Below are 21365 nucleotides of genomic sequence, written 5' to 3' on the forward strand. Positions count from 1 at the left end.
TCGCAATATATTGTGTCCTATGGGGAGAGTGGCGAAGTGAGCGTCCAATTGGAGAATAACGGGGCGAACAAGGCTGCGGGCCGTCGTCTCGAAGGCTTAAGCGAGAAAATATTCCTCGACCGCTACGCGTGGAAAAACGCCGACACGAATGCCGTCAAGGTCGGCGACACCGTGCTGGCGCTGACGAAGGACGATCCGAAGTTCCCGGCCAAGGAAGTCGGCGAAGTCATCGCGCGCGAGGGCAAGCGCGTGACGGTGCGCACGCGCGCCGGCGAGCTCGTCGAGACGTCGCCCGAGAAGCTGACGCTGACGATCGAGCAGACGCCGGAGGAGATGTGGGACCGGCTGGCCGGCGCCATGGCGTCGGTCGAAGCGCCGGAGCGCCAGGAGCTGTGGCACGAGCGGTTCCGCTGGCTGCTCGACGACTGGAAGCTCGTGCCGGGCGGCCGGATCGCTGCAGGCGCCGGAGCGAGCGACGAGCTGACGCTGTTCAACTGCTACGTCATCCCGTCGCCCAAGGACAGCCGCGGCGGCATCATGGAGACGCTCTCCGAGATGACGGAGATCATGTCGCGCGGCGGCGGCGTCGGGATCAATCTGTCGTCGCTGCGCCCGCGCCGCTCGATCGTGCGCGGCGTCAACGGCTCCTCGAGCGGCGCCGTCTCGTGGGGCGGCCTGTTCAGCTACACGACCGGCCTCATCGAGCAGGGCGGCAGCCGGCGCGGCGCGCTCATGCTGATGATCAACGACTGGCATCCGGACGTCGTCGACTTCATCACCGTCAAGCAGACGATGGGTCAAGTCACGAACGCCAACCTGTCGGTGTGCGTGAGCAACGGCTTCATGAAGGCGGTCAAGGAGGACCTCGATTGGGAGCTGGTGTTCCCGGATACGTCCGACGCCGAATACGACGCGCTGTGGGACGGCGATCTCGACAAGTGGCGGTCGCTCGGCAAGAACGTCATCCCTTACCGCACCGTCCGCGCGCGCGAAGTATGGCGCACGATCATCGAGTCGGCCTGGAAGTCGGCCGAGCCGGGCGTCGTGTTCATGGAATACTACAATCAGATGTCGAATAGCTGGTATTTCAATCGGATTATATGTACTAATCCGTGCGGGGAGCAAGGACTGCCGGCCTGGGGCGTCTGCAATCTGTCCGCGATCAATCTGTCGCGCTTCTATGACGAGGAGAAGCATGACGTCGCATGGGAGGAGCTCGGCCGGGTCGTCCGCTACTCGACGCGTTTCCTGGACAATGTCATCGACAAGACGCCGTACCACTTCCCCGAGAACGAAGCGAACCAGAAGCTCGAGCGCCGCGTCGGCCTCGGCTCGATGGGGCTGGCCGAGCTGATGATCCGGCTCGAGGTTCGCTACGGCAGTCCGGAGAGCCTGGAGTTCCTCGACAAGCTGTACGGCTTCATGGCGAAGGAGGCTTACCTTGCTTCGACCGAGATCGCGGCGGAGAAAGGGTCGTTCCCGGCGTTCGACGCCGAGCCGTTCCTGCAGAGCGGCTTCATGCGGAACATGACGGAAGCTTATCCGGAAGTCGGCGCGGCGGTGCGCGAGCGGGGCATCCGCAACGTCACCGTGCTGACGCAGGCGCCGACCGGCTCGACCGGCACGATGGTCGGCACATCGACGGGTATCGAGCCGTACTTTGCGTTCGAGTTTTTCCGGCAGAGCCGGCTCGGCTACGACAAGCAGCTCGTGCCGATCGCGCAGGAGTGGCAGGATGCGCATCCGGGCGAGCAGCTGCCGCCATGGTTCGTCACGGCGATGGATCTGTCGGCCAAGGATCATATCCGTGCGCAGGCCGCCATCCAGCGCTGGGTAGACAGCTCGATCTCCAAGACGGCGAACTGCCCGTCGGACTTCACGGTGGAGGAGACGGCCGAGCTGTACGAGCTGGCGTTCGAGCTGGGCTGCAAGGGCGTCACGATCTACCGCGACGGGAGCCGCGACGTGCAGGTGCTGAGCACGGCCAAGGACGACAAGAAGGAAGAGAAGAAGGACGAGGCGGCGCCGATCGCCGAAGCTGTGGCGGCCGTGGAGGCCGTACTGCCGACGGCGGCTGCGGCTGCGTCGGCAGTGCCGGCTGTCTCGGCACCGGTCGACAAGGCTTACAAGAGTCGGCCGAAGATTTTGCGCGGCGCGACATACAAGTTCAACACGCCGTTCGGCATGGCCTATATCACGGTCAACGACCTCGACGGCACGCCGGGCGAGATCTTCCTGAACGTGGGCAAGGCCGGCTCCGACGTATTCGCGATGGCCGAGGCGCTCGGACGCGTCTGCTCGCTGTTCCTCCGCTACGGCGACCACGGGGACAAGGTGCAGCTGCTCGTCAAGCACCTCAAGGGCATCGGCGGCTCCGGCGCCGTCGGCTTCGGGCCGAACCGCGTCGAGTCGATCGCCGACGCCGTCGCCAAGGCGCTCGAGCTGCATGCAGGCATGCTGGCCGAGGAAGCGGCGGCATCCGAAGAAGTCGGCGGCGAAGCTGACGTCGCGATCGCTGCGCCAGCCGCGGTATCGCCGCCGGCGAACGGCTACGGCAAGTCCGGTCACACCTCGACCGACCTGTGCCCGTCCTGCGGCTCGGCGTCGCTGATCAACGTCGAAGGCTGCAAGACCTGCGCGAACTGCGGTTACAGCAAGTGCAGCTGATGTAGCGCCAGTCGGGTGACGGCTGTTGAGGGTCGCATCCGGGCTCGCAACTGCGAGAACAACGTAGGTGGACGGTCTACGTAACCGAAGTCGACGCGTTGGTTTACTAGGCTGCGCTCGGGCCACAACTTTCTCTGAAAAAGCATACGGCGAATGGGCTGTCCGTTCGGTCATGCAACATGACCGAACAGACAGCCCGTTTATTTTGTTGCATATTCCACAGTTTTCCATTATACTAAAAATACCGAACGTTCGGTTTAATTCCAAAGGCCAGGAGCAGGAACAATGACCCCTAGAAGCTATGATGCAGAACGCACCAAGAATTTGATTATTCAGGAAGCGAAGAACCTCTTCGGGAAAAAGGGCTATGCCGCTACTTCGATCGAGGATATTTGCGAGGCTGCCGGATGCAGCAGAGGCAGTGTGTACTACCATTTTAAAAGCAAAGAGGACATCTTCGTAAACCTGGCCGAGCAATCGTTCGGGGATGCTGCCGCCGCTTGGTCCGAACTGGCCGGCACCTTTGCCAGCGCCACCGACAAGCTGTACGGCTACGCCGAGTACTTCGTCGCGAGCCACAATCGGCCTTTGAACAAGGCTGGAGAGGAGTTCATCGCCAAGGTAGGCGCGGAGTCCGAGATCGGCATGCGCTTCTTCGGCATCGTCATGGGCGCGATGGACAGCATGGAGGCCATTGCGACCGAAGGCATAGCCAGCGGCGAATTCAAAGCAGAGAATCCGAAGGAGCTCGCCTTTACGATCATGAGCTATTATTCCGGGTTAAGCGACAGCCGCATGTTCATGGACGAGGACGGCATGAAGGCACTATTCCGCAGAGCAACCACCCTCCTCCTAGAAGGCTTGAGCGCCGGCAAACCAAACTAGGGAGTGATGAAGTTGAGAGGAAACGTATTCGTACCGCCAAGCGATACAAGTCCGGTTCGTTTTTCCGTGTTGGTCCCTGCTCGCAATGAAGAGCATTACATCGGGAAATGCCTGGATTCTCTCGAGGAAGCCGCAGCGTCGTATCAAGCGAGCGTCGAGGTCATCGTCATCGTCAACCGCTGCACGGACCGTACTGAGGAGATTGCCAGATCGTACGGATGCGTCGTGGTGCAGAGCGAGGAGCGCAATCTGTCCATGCTGCGCAATGCCGGCGCGCGGGCAACGCGCGGCGAAGTGCTGCTGACCATCGATGCCGACAGCCGGGTAGAAGGTCCTCTCTTCTCGGAGATCGACGAGCACCTTCATACCGGCCGATTCGTAGGCGGCGGCACGATGACCAAGTTCGAACGCATGTCGCTCGGCATCGCCTGCTCGGCCATCATACTGATCGTACCGCTGCTCTTCAAATATGGTCCCGTGTCGGTCGGCCTCCTCTGGTGCCGGAAGACAGACTTCGATACCATCGGCGGCTTCGACGAAGCGATGCTCATGGCCGAAGACGCAGACTTCGCCTCTCGCCTCAAGTCCCTGGGCAAGCGAAGCGGACGGAAGTACGGAACGCTGCGCAAGACGAAGATGATCACTTCCTGCAGAAAGTTCGATGCGGGCGGCGATTGGGTGCTCGTGAAGAGACCCAGCATCGTACGCGCTTATCTGAACGGCAAAGACACTCAGCAAGCCGAGGAAGCCTATTATGGAGAGAACGCGCCGAGATGACGAGACGCTCCCTCGTGTCCCGGGGAGAGCGTATTTGATCGACATTCCTTGTTGCGAAAATACAACAAACAGACTTTTGATGATACAGTTGATGTCATTTAGATCTTACAATAGCGGGGTAAAAGGCATTCATTTAGTGACAAAAAGAAGATACAACGGACACGATAAATTTCCGACAGCCGGTCAAAGCCGGTTGTCGTTTTTTTTGTGATCAAAAACCATTGGGCCGTTGCTAACCCACCTTCAGAACCGCAAATGAATAGGAATGTCTCATAAGACTTAAAAGCAGACATATATTCCGAACGGGATGTTTCCAATACACTGTATTCATGAGCATGGGTCCGTCTTCACGCGAGGGAAATTCGAGCAGCGTTCGAATATCGGAGGTATGTTATGCACGGACGGATGAGGCGAGACGAAGTTCCGGAGTCTGGCACATGGGATTTGAGCGACTTGTTCCCGAATGCTGAAGCGTGGGAGCAGGAGCGGATTCGGGTACAGCGTCTATTGGATGAGCCGGCTCCGTGGAAAAGGCATGAAGCCTGGGATGCGCAAGCGCTGCTGGCTGCGCTGACTGCATCCGAGGCGTTGGGCCTGCGGGTCAGTCACTTGGCGGCGTATGCCCGCCTTCGTCTCTCGGAAGACAGCAGCGATGCCGAATCGCAAAGTATGGCCGGGAAAATCGGGGAAGTTACAGCTCGGTATCAGGCCCATACGGCCGATTTACAATCGCATGTGCTCCGAATGGAGGACGGCAGCATCGAGCAGGCAATACGGGAGGAAGAGGCGCTGGCGCCTTTTCGCAAATATTTGCACGACATGCGGGCGGCAAAACCGTACCGCCTGTCGGAGGAAAGCGAATACGTGCTGGCTTCGCTACAGGAAGTGCTCCACCTGCCGTATCAATTTTATCAGCGCAGCAAGCTGTCCGATATGGCCTTCTCCGCTGTTCGTGACAGCGAAGGCGCCGTTCGTCCTGTGTCGTTTGCGTTGTTCGAGAACGATTGCGAATTGAACCGTGATCCGGTCCTGAGACGGGAAGCTTATCGATCTTTTACAGCTACGCTCGGGGCCCACAAGCATGGCATCGCCGCGGCCTATGCCGGAGAAGTAAAGCGGCAGACGGTTATCGCCCGGCTCCGCGGGTACGACTCCGCGACACATATGCTGCTTCATTCCCAGCAAGTCAGCGTGGACCTGTACCATCGGATCGTCGGCACCCTCTTCAACGAATTGGCGCCGCCTATGCGCCGCTTCGTCCGTCTCAAGCAGAGAGCGCTTGGGTTGGAGCAGCTTTCATTTTGTGACTTGAAGGTCCCGTTCGACGACGCTTCCTTCATGGCGGCCATTTCCTTTGAAGAAGCGGGTCAATTTATCGTCGAAGCCAACCGGGTGATGGGAACGGAATATACGGAGCTGATGAAGCAGGGCGTATCCCGTCGGTGGGTCGATTGCGTCGATAACATAGGCAAAACCACCGGAGCTTTTTGCCTTACGCCCTATGGGAAACATGCGCGCATCCTGCTGACTTGGGCCGGCAATATGAGCAATGCGTTCTTGCTGGCTCACGAGCTCGGCCATGCGGGCCATTTCATGCTCGCCGGGCGTCATCAGCGCTTCGTGAACTACCGTCCGTCGTTATTGTTCATTGAAGCGCCGTCGACGCTGGGCGAGCTTCTCCTCGCCGAACATCTGCGCAATCGGACGGACAGTCGGGCAATGAAGCGTTCGGTCTTGATGTATCAGTTAAATCATACGTTCTATCATAACTTTGTGACGCATCTGCTCGAAGCCGAGATGCAAAGACGCGTATATGCGGCGGCGGATAAAGGCGTGCCGCTCACAGCGGATTCGTTGTCCGCGATGAAGGGCAGCGTGTTATCCGACTTTTGGGGAGATGCCGTGCAGCTCGATGAAGGCGCCCGATTGACCTGGATGCGGCAGCCTCATTACTACATGGGCTTATATCCGTATACCTACGGGGCGGGGTTGACTGCTGCGACGGTCATGATGGCTCAAATTCGCGAGGAAGGGAGCGCTGCCGTAGCGCGCTGGCTTCGTGCGCTGAAGGCGGGCGGGTCGATGGGACCGCTTGAGCTGCTCCAATCGGCCGGCATAGACTTCTCGGATGCTCGGCCGCTGCACAACGCGGCGGCATTCGTCGGCAGTCTCGTAGACGAACTGGCAGCCTTATCGTAACATAAGAACAATCAGGGCAGAAAAGGAGAAATTTTGAGGGTTTGCCGGAAATGTATCGAGCAGAACGAGGGCTCTCGTTCACGTTCCGGCAGACGAGACCTTCTGGAGCTGCTCAGAGCGCCCAAAAAGGCCGCCGTTCGCATGGACGGCGGCTTCTTGGCGACGCTCGAAGGCAGGACCGACCGTTAATCCTCGAATTGAATGCGATATGAATCCGGCACGAGGATCGGTGTCTTCCTGCCGAGCAGGTGAAGCACGAGCTGAGACACGAGTACGCCCGGTCCGAGCGCTTGTCCGACGCTGATCGTAGGGATGGAGCGATTGTCTAGCCAGGTGCGCACATGCTCCATCGTGACATATGAAGGCAGCTGACTGGCATAGCCGGAAGGAGGGAACGCCGCCCCCTTCAACGCCTCGATCGGCATGTCTTCGGGGATGCCGGCCATCTGCTCGATCGTCACGCCGTCCGGGGCGAACGTCAGCACGGTTGTGCCGAAGCCGAGCGCAGCGGCGGTCATGACATACAGGCCATGCCGGCGCGCCGCCCGGTGCAACGCGACCGCATCGTGGAATGCAAAATAGTCGATACCGTCGATCACGTAATCCGCGCCGGCGACGAATTCATCGGCGTTGCTCTCGTTGACACCGCTGTCATATTCGCTCACTTCCAGCTCCGGATTAATCGTCAGCAGATGATCCCGCAGCGCGGCGACCTTCGGTCTGCCTACGGTCAGATGCGTAGCCGCGCATTGCCGATTGATGTTGGTTAGATCGAACGTATCGGGATCCGACAGCCGCACCTTGCCGATGCCCATCCGGACGAGCAGCTCGGCAGCGAAGCCGCCGATGCACCCGCAGCCGGCGATCGCGATGGTCGCACCTTGCAGCTTGTCGATATCTTCCTCGGACATAATGCCCAGATTACGGGAAAATTGCTCTTTCATTGTTGACCGACCTCCAAATAGCGAGATTGACGATCTACGAAATATTCGTAGAGAGGGACGCGTTCGACTTGGATGGTGGCGAGAATATCTTCGAGGATCAGCACGCAAGGAATGGAATTCGAGCCAAGATACACTTTGGGATCGCCGATCTTGCGGAACGGAAACTTGAACACGCGGTTCATGTAGTTGAACACACGCTCGTCGACGCAGCATACCCAGTGGGTAATACCGGACTTTTCCGAATAGTGGAACACCGTCTTGATCAATCCGAGCGCGACATCATGAGCCGACAGCTTCGTGAAGGCGCTAAGCTCTGCATAGCGGTAGCCTTCAAGCTGCGCCAGGCGCGCCTTTTCCAGATCGTAGATTCTGAAGTTATGGAGCGTAGGGAGCTTGTCCAGCTTGCCGAAGATAAGCCTCGTCACGCCGACGACCTCTTCGGTGGAACGGCACTGCGAGATAAAATACACCGAATCGTCCCGGTACGGGTCTTGTTCGTCCTTGTCGAAGAAACCGACCTCCATGTATCTCTCCGTATGTAGTTTGATCGCTTTCTCCCGCAATTTGCCGCTGGCAACGCCGAACAAGTAGTTTGAATCGTTTTTCATTTCTAACACTCTCCTTTTTAGTTGAATTAATCCTATTATCCAGCAATTTATTGGCAAATGACATGAGATCTTTTGACCGATATTGTTGAATGAACGGGATGGATGTAAACTGAGGGAAGTGGTTCGATCAATTTAGCAATCGGATAGGATGAGATGATTGAACGAACGACAAAAGCTGCTTGATTCCTACTATCAAGAGCATCAACGGAACCTCAACCTTAATATTCTTAAAATAGCCTTCGCATATCTTCTTCTAAGCCTCGGCTGGAATGCGGTGTTCGCTATTTTCAACATTCATTATTCACGCGCGAACATCGAATACTTGCTCACCCCGGTCGTCCTGCTGCTTGTTCTGCTGGCCGCGGACCGGCGGTTTCGGATACGGCCGATCGTGATGCAGCACATCGTGATGCTGTTTCTTCTGTTCGTGGCGAGCTGTCTCTATCTAGGCTCCGGCTACCATGAGGCATGGGCTTATTTCCTCGCCATTCCGATTCTCGCGGGACTTTACGGCAACCTGCGCATACTGTTCTTCTATTCTGTAGCGGGCCTGGCTGCCATGTTCGCGTTCACGAAGTTGCAGCCCCAAGTGGTCGGCGGACTCGATTCGATCGACTTGTCCAACCGGATACTGCTGTATATCGTACTGGGAACGTTCAGCTACCTGCTCTCCAAGCAACTCAATCGGCTGTACAACAATCAAGTGAACCTGGTCGAGGAATCGATGGCCACGACGATCGAACAAGTCGTCAAGACATTTATCGTCTCTGTCGAAGCCAAAGACAGCTACACGTTCGGCCATAGCGAGCGGGTCAGCAAGTATGCCGTCGAGCTTGCTTCGCTCCTGCCCGAATTCGCGGACAAGCAGCGGCTGGAGACGCTTCGTCTGTCCGGCTTGCTGCACGATATCGGCAAGATCAACATACCCGAGGCGGTGCTGACGAAGCCGACGAGGCTGACAGAGGAAGAGTACGCGCTGATCAAGACGCATACGATCGTCGGAGGGAAAATGGTGGAGAAAATATCCGGGCTCGGACAGCTGAAGCCCGGCGTATTGTATCATCACGAGAGATGGGACGGAGGAGGCTATCCGTCGGGGAAAACAGGCACGGAAATTCCGCTCGAAGCGCGTATCTTGAGCATCGCAGACACCTTCGACGCGATGACTTCCAACCGTTCGTATCGCGCATCCGCTTCCGTCATGGACGCCGTGAAGCAGTTGAAGCAGGGCAGCGGCACGCAGTTCGATCCGCAGCTGATCGCGTATATCGATGAAGTGCTCGTCAGCTGGCTCCGAATTTACAAGGAATATAATGAAGACTTGATCGAGTTCGAGACGATGTTCGACCTAATCTAGCCGCTTAGTTTTTTAAAAGGGATTGAGTTTATTGGAAACGCTTATCCAGGCGACAGAATTGAAATGAAGTACGAAGTTATAAGGAATAGAAGAGGTTTTGTGTTGGGTAAAGGAGAGGCCAGTGTTGGAAAAGAAGTAATCGTTAGAGCGTAAGAAATTATGATATATATACAAGGCTCTGTGTGAGGCAGTAGAACGACGATGAGGAGCCTGTCAATCCGCTTAGGCGGACGGCAGGCTCTTTTTTGATGCCAGCAATTACGCTCGCCGGCGGCCCTGAAGGTTGTTTCTGATGCGTCTCGGCAAAATAGGGGATTCCACCGCCATAACGAGGTTAGGCATTTCGACGAAAAGAGGATAGAAATATTTCGCATGGACTTGTTGTAATCGCTTAATAATCGTCTACATTCGAAATCGATATCTACCACGAAAAAAAATGGGAGGTGTTATATTTACTGGGCAAAAGAAAATGGTTGAAAGGGGAATTTATTTGAGCAGGAAATTCAATAAAATGATGGCCCATGTGCTTATTTGGTGCATGGCAGTCGTATCGTTCCCGTGGGGCGCGACTTCAAATCCGGTTTATGCGGAAGAGCCGATAGAGGTACCGGTCGCGGCGTCGGCCGCCGCAGCGGGCGGCGCCACCCCGGATCGCATCCGGGATGGCGTTATACTGCATGCCTTTGACTGGAATTTAAGCGTCATAGAGGAAAATCTGCAGGCGATCGCCGCTGCCGGATTTACGGCGATTCAGACGTCGCCTGTGATGGGCAGCTCCACCGGAGGGGCCAACTGGGCTTCATCCTATTCGCCCCGCAATATGATTGCCGGCGGCAACGGCAACAAATTCGGCGACAGAAACGCGCTGGCCAGCCTGACCAGCGCCGCCAAAGCGTTCGGCATCAAAGTAATCGTCGACGTGATTCCTAACCATATGGGCAGCGCCGCCAACTCCGACGCCCCGTGGAATGACAGCACCTATTTCCACGATGTGACGGGCAGCGTAGGCTATAATGACCGCTTCCTCCTGACGCAGCCTGAGATGATCAGCGGGCTGAGGGATCTGGACACGCACTCCAAGTTTGTTCAAGATTCCTACATTGCGTACTTGAAGGATATGATCGATGCCGGCGTGAGCGGCTTCCGCTATGACGCGATCAAGCATATCGAGCTGGACGACGACTTGCCTTCTCCGGCGAGCATCGCCGCAGGCGCCACGAATGCAAGATATGCCGACGGCAAGTTCGCAAGCGACTATGTGAAAAATGTGACGGGCGCCGCCAAGGCGTACCTGCAGGAGAAAGGCAAGGAAAACTTCCAATACGGCGAAGTGCTGCAAGGCGGAGATCCTAAAAACGACAGGATGCAAGGCTATGCCAAGTACATTGACCTGACCGCTTCCATGTACGGGCATCATGTACGCGGCGTCCTCGAGGTAGGGGACATCGGTCGTATCGACAAATGGGCGGATTACGATGCCGAGGGCCTGACGGCCGACCGGCTGGTGCCTTGGGTGGAATCCCACGACACCTACAACAACGAAGGGGAGTCTCTGAACTTCAGCCCCAAGCAGATCAGACAGGGCTGGGCGATGATTGCGGCCCGCAAGGACGCCTCGCCCCTGTTCTTTGCCCGTAATATCAATGCAGACGGAACCCGCAGCACCGGCGTGCGAACCGCTGACAATGTGGAAAACAGCAAGCCGCAGTGGACGCATCCCGAAGTCGTCGCTGTCAACAAGTTCCACAACGCGATGGCGGGACGGGACGAGAATCTGGTCAGCCTCGGCAACAACGCCGTCATGATCGAGCGCGGCACGACCGCGGACGGCGGCGGCGCGGTGCTGGTCAACACCGGCACATCCGACCGCGTACTAGGCAGCGTGCCGGTGAAGTTCATGAAGGATGGCTTCTATGTCAACGCCCTGAATCCGTCCAACGTCTTCACCGTATCGAGCGGCAGGATCAGCGGGACCATCCCCGGCAACCCGGCCAAGACGTCCAGCACCGACACGAACGCCAACCCGGGTCTTGTCGTGCTGATGGACAGGAATGAAGCGGCCTCCGCCATTCTGGCCGCGCTGCCGAGCGACGACGATGTGATCGCCGGCAACAGCTTCACCGGCAGCCAGCTCCGGCTCAGGATGTCGGCCATCCATGTGACCGATGCCGTCTACGCCGTCAACAACGGCGAGGCCGTGAGCTTCGCCCATGACGACATCATCACCGTGAGCGCCAACTACAACGATCCGATCACCGTCACGTTGATGGGCCGGGCTGCCGGAGGCGCCTGGATCACCAGCCAGTTCACCTACACGAGGGTCGAGCCTGAAAAAGCGGTCGTTCCGCCGGTCGAAGAGCCGACCCACGTCAACGTGTATTTCTCCATCAACCGCAATGCGAACTTCCAGGCATGGGCCGGCTACAGCTATGGAATAAGGGCCTACACGTTCAACCCCGAGCTGTTTGGCGGCTGGCCGGGCGGCACGATGACGAGAATGAAGTACAATGGCGCAGACACCCATTGGTACAAGATCAAGATGCCTCGCGCCGCCGTCGGCGGGATTATCTTCAATACGCAGAACAACTCGGGCACGCAGCAGCAAACGAATCAACCGGCGATTACCGCCTCCATGCTCAACAACGATCAATTGTATTTTTACGGCACCGGAGCCTCGAACTTTAACATCAACGGCTCCTCCGACAGCGGCAACAACGCCCGCGCCAATTGGGACACGGCGTTTGCGGCAGGCAACAATATCGGATACGCAGCGAGCGGCATATTCCCGCCGGGCCGCAACGGCGTGATTTTCGATACGTCGGGCGGCAGCTCCGTTGCCAATCAATATGTCCGGGACGGGGATAAAGCGGCCCGGCCGACGACCGACCCTACCCGCAGCGGTTATCTGTTCGACGGCAACTGGTACACCGATCCGTCGTTTACACAGGCATATGATTTTAACAAGCCCGTAGTCAACACGCTGGGCGAAGATTATATTTATGCGATGACGCTGTATGCCGGATGGATCAAGCTCGATGCCGACAAATACCTGGTCGAGTTCAACTCCCAGGGCGGCAGCCCGGTCATGTCCATCCCCAACGTCGTGAGCGGCGCCAAGATCGCCGCACCGCAGCAGCCGCCGGTCAGAGCCGGCTATACGTTCAAGGGATGGTTCAAGGATTCGTCCTACAACAATGCATGGAACTTCGGGACCGACACCGTGACGTCGGCGACGACGCTCTTCGCCAAGTGGGAGCTCGTATCCTACACGATCAGCTACAGGGACGGCGATGTCACCGCCGTTATGCCGGGCAGCGAGCCCACCACTTATACGATTGTTACGCCGGCGTTTAATCTGAGCGATCCGAGCCCGAAGGACGGGTATGCATTCGACGGCTGGTTTACCGACCCGCAGTTCCGGCCGAGCTCCAGGCTCACCGGCGTTGCTGAGGGCTCCGTCGGCGATCTGACGCTCTACGCCCGCTTCAAGGCGAATACGTACAGCATCGCGCTGGACCCTCAGAGCGGTACGGGCGGTACGGCAAGCATATCGGTGTCCCACGGCGGCAAGCTGCCGCTCGGAATCGCACCTCCTGAGCGGGAAGGCTATTCTTTCAAAGGATACTTCGCGGACGCCGAAGGCAAGGGCCAGCAGTATTACAACAGCGGCGGCGTCAGAGTGTACGCGGGCAATTGGACGACAGCGTCCGTCGGCAGCCTCTATGCGCACTGGGCGCTCGCAGACGATCCGGACGCGGCTGCCGTAGCGGCAGCGGCGGCCGTCCTCGAAGTGGGCTATGCGGCCGGCAACGATGCGGCGCATGTCACGCAGGACGTCACTCTGCCCAAGACAGGATCGGACGATGTCGCCATTTCGTGGTCCAGCGACCAGCCTGCCGTCATCGGCAACAATGGCGCCGTCGTTCGTCCGCTGGCCGGCGAGGCAGACGTCACCGTCACCTTGACCGCGACTTTAACGAAGGGCGAAGCGACCGATACAAAAATCTTTACGGTCATCGTCAAGGCGATCAGCCCCGAGGCGGCAGCAAGCTTAAGTGGCCCGTCTACCGTATACACCGGTCAGCCGGTCCATGTAACCGCATCGGTTGCCAGTGTCACTTATGCTTTCAATACGTTGGAAGTTACCGTTAACTACGATCCGGCCAAGCTCGAATTTGCAACGGTTGCGAACGAAGACGGCACATTGTCGCTGGCCGAAGGCGCCATCGCTGCTTCCCATGCACAGCTGCAACTGCTCGGCACGAGCGTCAAGCCGGACCCGGGTCGAATTCACGTTAAGATGACCAAGACAGACGATTCGTCCCTAAGCGACGGCACGCTGTTCCGGCTGCAAGGCACCGTGAAGACGGGAGCTTCCGCCGGAAAAACAAGCTTGTCCCTGTCCGAGCTGAAGGTGTCGCTGGAGGGCGGCTCATCTACGGTGGATACGGCAGGCGCCACGGTGGATATCGTCATCATGGACCAAGCGGATCGGACCGCGCTCGGCCTGGAGATCGCCGCAGCGCAGCGCCTGCATGACGAGGCAGTCGAGGGCACGAGCCCCGGACAGTATCCGGCCGGTTCAAAGGCTGCGCTGCAACAAGCCATCACAGCGGCTGCGGCCGTATACGCCAATCCGGCTGCAACCGAGCAGCAGCTGAGCGATGCTGCGGCAGCGCTGGTGTCGGCAGCGAATGGATTCAGAAATGCTGTCATTGCTTCGATACCGGGCGGCACCTACGTACCGCCGCCAGTCGCGGTCGATAACAAGGATGTGACGGCCTTTAACGAAGACGATCTGAAGCGGTTAGGCGAGGATCGGTCCCTTGCCGCGGGGAAGGATGCGACGCAGGTTCTGCTGCCGATTCAAGCGTCCGATCTGACCGGCAACAAGCCGATTCGCATCCAGTTTAACGCGATCTCGGTCGAGCTCCCTGCAGAAGTGCTGCGCGAAATGCAAGCAAGCGCCGCAGGTCAGCCGACAGATAAGACGAAAATAGCATTGAAGGTTGTGCCTGTAGCGCAATCCAAAGTGGATGCGTTCCGGAATAGCAACCCGTTGACCGGCGCTGCCGTAAAAGTCGTCGGCAGCATGTACGAATTGTCTCTGTCCGTCGTAACCGACAACAACGAAGTGAGGAAGTTCGGCGAATTCGCGAAGCCGCTCACACTTCGGTTCGCGCTGGAGGGAACCGTCGACAAAAATCTGACCGGCGTGTACTTCATTGGTGATCACAATCAGCTTCAGTATGCGGGCGGTACGATCGACGGCAGCGTCATTACCGCGCAGGTCAAGCATTTCAGCGCCTATGCCGTGCTGGAGATCAACAAAACTTTTAATGACGTCAGCGATGCCAACTGGGCTTCGCCGGCAATCAAGTCGCTTGCTGCGAAGCTCATCGTCACCGGCACGACGGATACGGCGTTCTCTCCTGATCGATCCGTATCGAGAGCGGAGTTCGCTGCATTGCTGGCCCGATCGCTTGGCCTTCAAGCGGCAGGCTCGAATCCGTTCAAGGACGTCAAGAGCAACGCATGGTATGCAGACGCGGTGACGGCTGTATATGAAGCGGGTATCGTCACCGGCCGCGGCGGGCAAATGTTCGAGCCGGCCCAGTCGATCACCAGGCAGGAAGCAGCCGTGATGCTGATGCGCGCCTATGCGCTGCGAAGCGGCAATCATGAGGTTCCGGCGGCGGCAGGCTCGCCATTCGCGGACCAGGCCAGCATTAGCGCCTGGGCCCAGGATGCCGTGACGCAGGCCCGTGCGCTGGGTCTCTTGAATGGGAAGGGCGTGAACAAATTTGTGCCGCATACGTCCTTGACGCGGGCCGAAGCCGCACAAATCATCGATTCGCTTTTGAATATGTAACAATGGCAGCCATAAGCCCTCTACCGGAAGGTATTGGGTTTATGGCTTGCCTACAGTTCAATATGCGCAACCCGTGATAAAATAAAAAGAGATTAGGAGGGGCATAAATTGAAATTAGGTGTTATTTCAAAGCGCTTTCGACAATTCACGTTCAAACACAGAATAATTTCAATATTTTTCCTCATTGTTCTGATCCCTTTCGTTTGTCTCGGGTTGGCTTCTCTGATCACCATCAACTCGATTCTTGTCAATAAAGTCGGGAGCTCCTTTCAGAGCAGCTTGAAGCAGGATTTATTGATTATGGACAATACGTTAAACAACCTGAACCATGTCTCTCAGCAGCTCGCTTTCGGAGGCGCCACGAACAGGCTTTTGGAGCAGCTGCAAGTAGAGACGGATCGCTTCGAGATTATCAGACTTCGCAATGAGATGAAGTACGATCTGAACGTCGTTACCTTTTCGAACCCGAATGTAGGCTTAACGTTGTATTACAACCCCGAGACCGGCGAGCATGACTTTGAAAATTTTATGGTCAGGGAATCGTTCGATCCCAAAAAGCTGCCGATTATGGCGGAATATCCGGAAATTACTTACTTTGGCCCGCATCTGAGCAACAATCGCTCGTCCAATCAGATGGTGTTCAGTACGATGCGCAAAGTAAATGTGTCAGACCAGGACGTATTCTTATACGTAGAGACAGGCTTTAATACGGCTCAGAAAATATTGCATTCCAAATCCTCGGGCAAGCCGTCGCGCAATCTGCTCATTCTTAACAACGACGGGAAAATTACGTACACCCAGGATGAGGAGCATTTTCCTCTATACAGTTTGTTTCCTTCCGGCAGCAGTAAAGCAACGTCGGGCATATACGGGCAGAACGTATGGTATAAGGAGACGAGCAATCAAGGCTGGAGCATCGTGTCGATCGTGCCCAAAAATGAATTGAACAGGGAGAAAAATCAGTGGTTTTTGCAAATTGCGATTTATTTTTTATTGTTTGAGCTGGTTGCGCTCGGCCTCGCGTTATTTTTGTCGCGGATGGTGTACAAGCCGCTTGAAAGATTCAATACGGAAATTAAAAACCTCGTACAATCCAATGCCAAGGATAACACCGAATTAACAAATATACCGGAATTTGATTATCTTCTCTTTAAGATCCGTGATATAAAGAAAAAAGTGTGGGATTTGTACGGAGAAATTGAACAAAAAGAAAAGAGGCGGGCGGATTTAGAGGTAGAGAAGCTGTTGTATCAGATCAATCCGCATTTCCTGATGAATACGCTCGACACCGTACATTGGCTGGCGATGATGAACGGGCAAGACGAGATAGACAAGCTCACGTTGTCTCTCAACAAGCTGCTGCAATATAACCTGGGCAAAATGGGCGAGGGTACGACCATACAGGGCGAGGTGGAGGCCTTGAAGGAATATTTGCAGCTGCAAAAAATCAGATACGACTTCCAGTTCGATGTGGACATCGATGTGGATGAGGAAGCGATGCAGCTGGAAATTCCCCGATTCATCCTGCAGCCGCTGGTGGAAAATGCGCTCTATCATGGCGTGAGCGACGACGGTTATATTCATGTCGATATTCGGTTAAATGATGAACTGGAAATTAAAATTCAGGATAACGGGCTGGGCATGACACCGGAAAAAATTCAGCAGCTGCTTCAAGACGACCCGCTGGACAGCCGGAAAGTCGGGATGGGCATCGGCATGAAGTATGTCATCCGGATACTGGAGTCGAACTATGGCGATCGGGCCAAGTTTGCGATCAAGAGCGAGATCGGCAGCGGCACGATCGTTTCCTTGAGCTTGCCCGTCTATAGAAGGGAACAACAATCATGATACGTGTCCTCGTTGTCGATGACGAAAAAATTGTCCGTATAGGCCTGATCAGCTTCATGCCATGGAAGCAATTCGGTATGGAGGTCGTAGGAGAAGCCAACAATGGCGAGAATGCCCTGAAATTCATCGAAAACAACAAGGTGGATTTATTGCTGACCGATCTCTCGATGCCGGTCATGTCCGGCATTGAGTTGATGAAGGAAGTAGGCAAGCACCATCCGCATATCCAGGTTGTCGTGCTGACGCTGCATACCGATTTCGAATATGTGCAGGAAGCGCTCCGGCTCGGCGCCATCGATTATATTGCCAAGACGCAGCTTGAGAAGGAACACTTCGAGGATGTGCTCGGGAGAATCGCTTCCCTGCTGGATAAGAAGAAGCTCGGGGTTCAGCAGCCGGAAATGCGTCAAGTCGACAAGATTTATGTCGTCTATACGCTGAACCAGCAAAGCGACGATCCGAAATGGGATGCAGCGCTGCCCAAAGACGCCGTAGAGGTTGAGCAGGGTGTCTGGTACTGGAGCGATACGCCTCCGGCAGCCTGGACCGCAAGCGCAAGCCATGCCCTTGTTTGCTTTTGCGATCTCCAGGAGTTGGATCGCAAGGCGATTGTGCAGCTCATTCGGACCTACCGGAGAAACGGCTTTTTTTACGATCACGACCCGCAGCAGGCACTCCCCGTCGTTCATCGGGATGAGATTGTAAACATAGGGAAAGATAGCGGCTACGACTTGAACGATTTGAAAGAAAAATGGCTGACTCCGGATTGGATCTACGAGGATCACATTTACGATCGGATGCTGCAGGAGCTGAAGGCCGTCAAGCTTCCGCCGATTCGATTGACGCGCTTGTTCTTCTCGCTGACGGACGAATGGAATCGGCTGTACGGCCAGACGATGGGGATTCATATCGCGATGGAAGATACGTTCCAGTACTTCTTGCAATTTGCAGGCTGGCTTGGCGGCGCGAGGGATGCGATCCGGCAGGCGAACATCAAGCCGCAGTTCTCGATCGAGATTCAGAACAGCATTGCGAAGGCGACGAATCTGGCCCAGACGATGATGAGCCAATCTCTGACGGCAGGAGAGATGGCGCAGATGGTCAATATGAGCAGCAGCTACTTCAGCCAATGCTTCAAGCAGATTGTAGGCAAGACCTACACCGACTATTTAAGGGAAATTCGCATGGAGCGGGCCAAGCATTACTTGTCGAACACGTCCAAGACGATCCAATGGATCGCGGAACAAGTCGGCTACAACGACGATAAATACTTTAGCCGATTGTTTAGAGAGCATGTCGGTGTGCTGCCGAGCGACTATAGACAAGCAAGCATGCACGACAAGCACCACTAATACCGATTCGCCAGCCAAGTAGGAATTCGTCCGAAAACAAGATAGATTGTTTTCGGACGAATTTTTTATCTTCATCGTATTGTCATCCTCATTCGCAAGGATCGTCTAACACGGTCGGGGCGCACGGGACCTTATAATGAGGCTGTAAGCAAGCGAAGTTAATAAACAATCAGGGGGAACAAAATGAATAAGAAGAGTCTCAAAACCTTGGCGGTTGGTCTGACGGTTGCTTTTAGCTTGAGCGCATGTGCAGGCAACAATGCCGGCAACAACAAGGACAACAACGCGAGCAGTACGGCAAGCAGCTCTGCAAGCAACAGCGCGGGCAGCACCAAGCAAGCGGACCCGGCCGTCGATCCGTTGGGCAAATTCCCGGAACCGATCGAAGTGTCTCTGGGCAGAGGCGTTGATCCTACGTACAAATACGAAGGCAACGATACGGCAGAGGACAATGTGTATACCCGCTGGCTGAAGGATTCCTACAACATTGTCGTCAAGGACGAATGGGAAGCCGCTCCCGCCGACTACGGTCAAAAGGTCAGCCTGGCGATCGCCAGCAACGACCTGCCGGATGCGATGCTCGTTAACGAGACGCAGCTGAGGCAGATGGTTAAAGCCGGCCAGCTGGCCGACCTGACCGAAGTGTACGAGAAGTACGGCGCAGACCGGCTGAAGGACATTTATAAGACCAACCCCGGCCTGCTGGAAGGCGTAACGTTCGACGGCAAGCTGTACGCTCTGCCGGAGACGACGCTGCCGTCGGCGCCGCTCACCTGGATTCGCAAGGATTGGCTCGACAAGCTCAAGCTTGATGCGCCGAAGACGCTGCAGGATCTCGAGAATGTCGCCAAAGCCTTCATCGACAACAAAATGGGCGGGGACCATACGCTCGGTATTGTCGGCACACAGCAAGGCGGTTCGCTGTATTCCACCTTCCTGTCGTCCAGCGATCACTTCATGAACTTCTCGTCCATCTTTTTCGCCAATGACGCCTATCCGGGCATCTGGGTGAAGGATGCCAGCGGCAATGCCGTATACGGCTCGACGACAGCCGAGACGAAGGAAACGCTGGCGCTGATGCGCGACTGGTATGCCAAAGGAATTCTGGATAAAGAAATCGGCTTGCGAAAGAGCACCAAGGAAGCGCTCACGAGCGGGCAAGCGGGCATCTTCTTCGGACCTTGGTGGTCGCCGTACGATCTGCAGGATGCGATCAAGAGCAATCCGGAGGCCAACTGGAGACCGTATGCCGCGCCGCTGGACAAAGCGGGCGTGTTTAACTCCAACCAGGCAACCGGCAGCAACTTTATCGTCGTGAAAAAGAAATACGAGCACCCGGAAGCGGTCATCAAAATGCTGAACCTTCATGTATCCGAAAAAGCGGAAAGCTACAAAACCGCTGTCGGCAAAGAAATGACTTCCCAGGAGATTCCTCTGTTCCTCATCATGGGCCACGGCGATCAGCTGGAATATGCGGTCAAAACGACGCAGAAGGTGCTGACGGGCGAGATGAAGCTTGAGGAAGTGGACAAGGTTAACTACGGCTTCACTTATGAGCTTGCATCCCATGTTAAAAATATCAAAAAAGAGCCCTTCGACAACTACGATATTCAATACTGGGATCAAAAAACGGATCCGGACTTCTTCGCCCACATCTATGCGCACTTGAACGGCGGCTCTACATTTGTAAATGCGAACATCAACTACGTGAAGAGCCTTGCAACAGCTCAAACCAAAACGATGCAAACCAAATGGACCAACCTGAAAAAGCTGGAGGACGAAACCTTCCTGAAAATCATCATGGGCGTCTCTCCGATCGATGAGTTCGATACCTTCGTCGCGAAGTGGAAGCAGCAGGGCGGAGACGAAATTACGGCAGAAGTAAATGAATTGAAATAAAGCAGAACGTTCAAGGCGAGTGGCTGCTTCACTCGCCTTGACGATCCTGCTAAGGAGATATGGCCATGCTTAACCGAGGCGTTTCTAAACATTACTTCCTGATGCTGCTGCCAGGATTGATATGGCTGGCGCTTTATAATTTGCTCCCGATGTACGGCGTGCTGATGGCTTTCAAAGACTTTAATCCCGGACTCGGCATATTCAAGTCGGCATGGATCGGCATGGACAACTTCAAGTACATGTTCCAGCTCGACGACAGCAAAGTCATTTTCAGAAATACGATTGTGATCGCTGTATTTAAAATGATCGGAAACCTGATCGTTCCGCTCTTGTTCGCGCTTATGCTCAATGAAGTAAAAAACAGATTTTTTACCCGGTCCGTGCAGACGATCGTGTACCTGCCGCACTTTTTGTCCTGGGTTATCATTGCAGGCATCATGCTCGATTTATTCTCCTATTCCGGCCCCATCAATCAGCTTCTTTCCTCGTTCGGCGTGGAGCCGACGCTGTTTTTCGCCAACCCGAACATATTCCCCTGGCTTGTCGTTCTGAGCGATATCTGGAAGGAATTCGGTTTTGCGGCGATCATCTTTTTTGCGGCCTTAACCTCCATCAACCCTGAAATGTACGAAGCGGCAGCCATAGACGGCGCATCCCAGTTTAAACGGTTGACCAGCATTACGCTGCCGAGTATATTACCGGTTGCCATTTTGCTTGGTACGTTAAGTCTGGGCAATATTTTAAATGCCGGATTCGATCAAATATTTAATCTGTACAATCCTACCGTATATTCGACCGGCGATATTATCGATACCTGGGTGTATCGGGCAGGTCTGCTCGATATGCAATATGGGCTTGCGACCGCGGTTGGCTTGCTTAAATCGATTGTCGGCCTCGTTCTCATTTCGGTCTCCTACACGCTGGCCTACCGGTTTGCAAACTACAGAATTTTTTAAC

At 55.7% G+C, this 21365-nt stretch carries 12 protein-coding genes; 10 read left to right on the top strand and 2 right to left on the bottom strand.

The genetic code is table 11. From position 1 onward, the window contains the following. Positions 1-36: 36 nt before the first annotated feature. The 4 genes from VQ071_RS18135 (at position 37) to pepF (ending at position 6528) form a co-directional block, all read left to right on the top strand. Positions 37-2667, top strand: coding sequence for an adenosylcobalamin-dependent ribonucleoside-diphosphate reductase (locus VQ071_RS18135; RefSeq protein WP_340515523.1), 2631 nt, complete (start codon positions 37-39; stop codon positions 2665-2667). Between the two features lie 285 nt (positions 2668-2952). Next, the gene (locus VQ071_RS18140) at positions 2953-3552 is read left to right on the top strand and encodes a TetR/AcrR family transcriptional regulator (protein ID WP_340515524.1); all 600 of its coding nucleotides are present in this window, start codon (positions 2953-2955) and stop codon (positions 3550-3552) included. A 6-nt stretch (positions 3553-3558) separates the two neighbouring features. Next, on the top strand, positions 3559-4329 hold the full coding sequence (locus VQ071_RS18145; protein ID WP_445293307.1) for a glycosyltransferase: 771 nt from the start codon (positions 3559-3561) through the stop codon (positions 4327-4329). A gap of 393 nt (positions 4330-4722) precedes the next feature. Continuing rightward, positions 4723-6528 carry an oligoendopeptidase F gene (gene pepF / locus VQ071_RS18150; protein ID WP_340515526.1) on the top strand — a complete coding sequence of 602 codons (1806 nt, stop codon included), beginning with the start codon at positions 4723-4725 and terminating at the stop codon, positions 6526-6528. 185 nt (positions 6529-6713) lie between these two features. Here pepF and VQ071_RS18155 read toward each other — a convergent pair whose 3' ends face one another. After that, a complete protein-coding gene (locus tag VQ071_RS18155) occupies positions 6714-7472 on the bottom strand; it encodes a ThiF family adenylyltransferase (RefSeq protein ID WP_340515529.1) in 759 nt (252 codons plus the stop codon). Then, on the bottom strand, positions 7469-8080 hold the full coding sequence (locus VQ071_RS18160; protein WP_340515530.1) for an N-acyl amino acid synthase FeeM domain-containing protein: 612 nt from the start codon (positions 8078-8080) through the stop codon (positions 7469-7471). The genes VQ071_RS18155 and VQ071_RS18160 overlap by 4 nt, the downstream gene beginning before the upstream one ends. A 157-nt stretch (positions 8081-8237) precedes the next feature. Between VQ071_RS18160 and VQ071_RS18165 the strand changes: the two genes are divergently transcribed. The 6 genes from VQ071_RS18165 (at position 8238) to VQ071_RS18190 (ending at position 21364) form a co-directional block, all read left to right on the top strand. Beyond that, positions 8238-9437, top strand: a complete 1200-nt coding sequence (locus tag VQ071_RS18165) for an HD-GYP domain-containing protein (protein ID WP_340515531.1) — start codon at positions 8238-8240, stop codon at positions 9435-9437. A 490-nt stretch (positions 9438-9927) separates the two neighbouring features. Then, positions 9928-15309 (top strand): InlB B-repeat-containing protein, encoded by a 5382-nt coding sequence (locus VQ071_RS18170; RefSeq protein ID WP_340515532.1) that lies wholly within the window; start codon positions 9928-9930, stop codon positions 15307-15309. 108 nt (positions 15310-15417) lie between these two features. Next, positions 15418-17157, top strand: coding sequence for a sensor histidine kinase (locus tag VQ071_RS18175; protein ID WP_340515533.1), 1740 nt, complete (start codon positions 15418-15420; stop codon positions 17155-17157). Next, on the top strand, positions 17154-18509 hold the full coding sequence (locus VQ071_RS18180) for a response regulator transcription factor (RefSeq protein WP_340515535.1): 1356 nt from the start codon (positions 17154-17156) through the stop codon (positions 18507-18509). The genes VQ071_RS18175 and VQ071_RS18180 overlap by 4 nt, the downstream gene beginning before the upstream one ends. 183 nt (positions 18510-18692) lie before the next feature. Beyond that, positions 18693-20408 carry a sugar ABC transporter substrate-binding protein gene (locus tag VQ071_RS18185; RefSeq protein WP_340515537.1) on the top strand — a complete coding sequence of 572 codons (1716 nt, stop codon included), beginning with the start codon at positions 18693-18695 and terminating at the stop codon, positions 20406-20408. 65 nt (positions 20409-20473) lie between these two features. After that, on the top strand, positions 20474-21364 hold the full coding sequence (locus VQ071_RS18190) for an ABC transporter permease (RefSeq protein WP_340515538.1): 891 nt from the start codon (positions 20474-20476) through the stop codon (positions 21362-21364). Position 21365 lies beyond the last annotated feature (1 nt).

The sequence above is a fragment of the Cohnella sp. 56 genome, from assembly GCF_037963805.1.
Taxonomy (GTDB): Bacteria; Bacillota; Bacilli; order Paenibacillales; family Paenibacillaceae; genus Cohnella.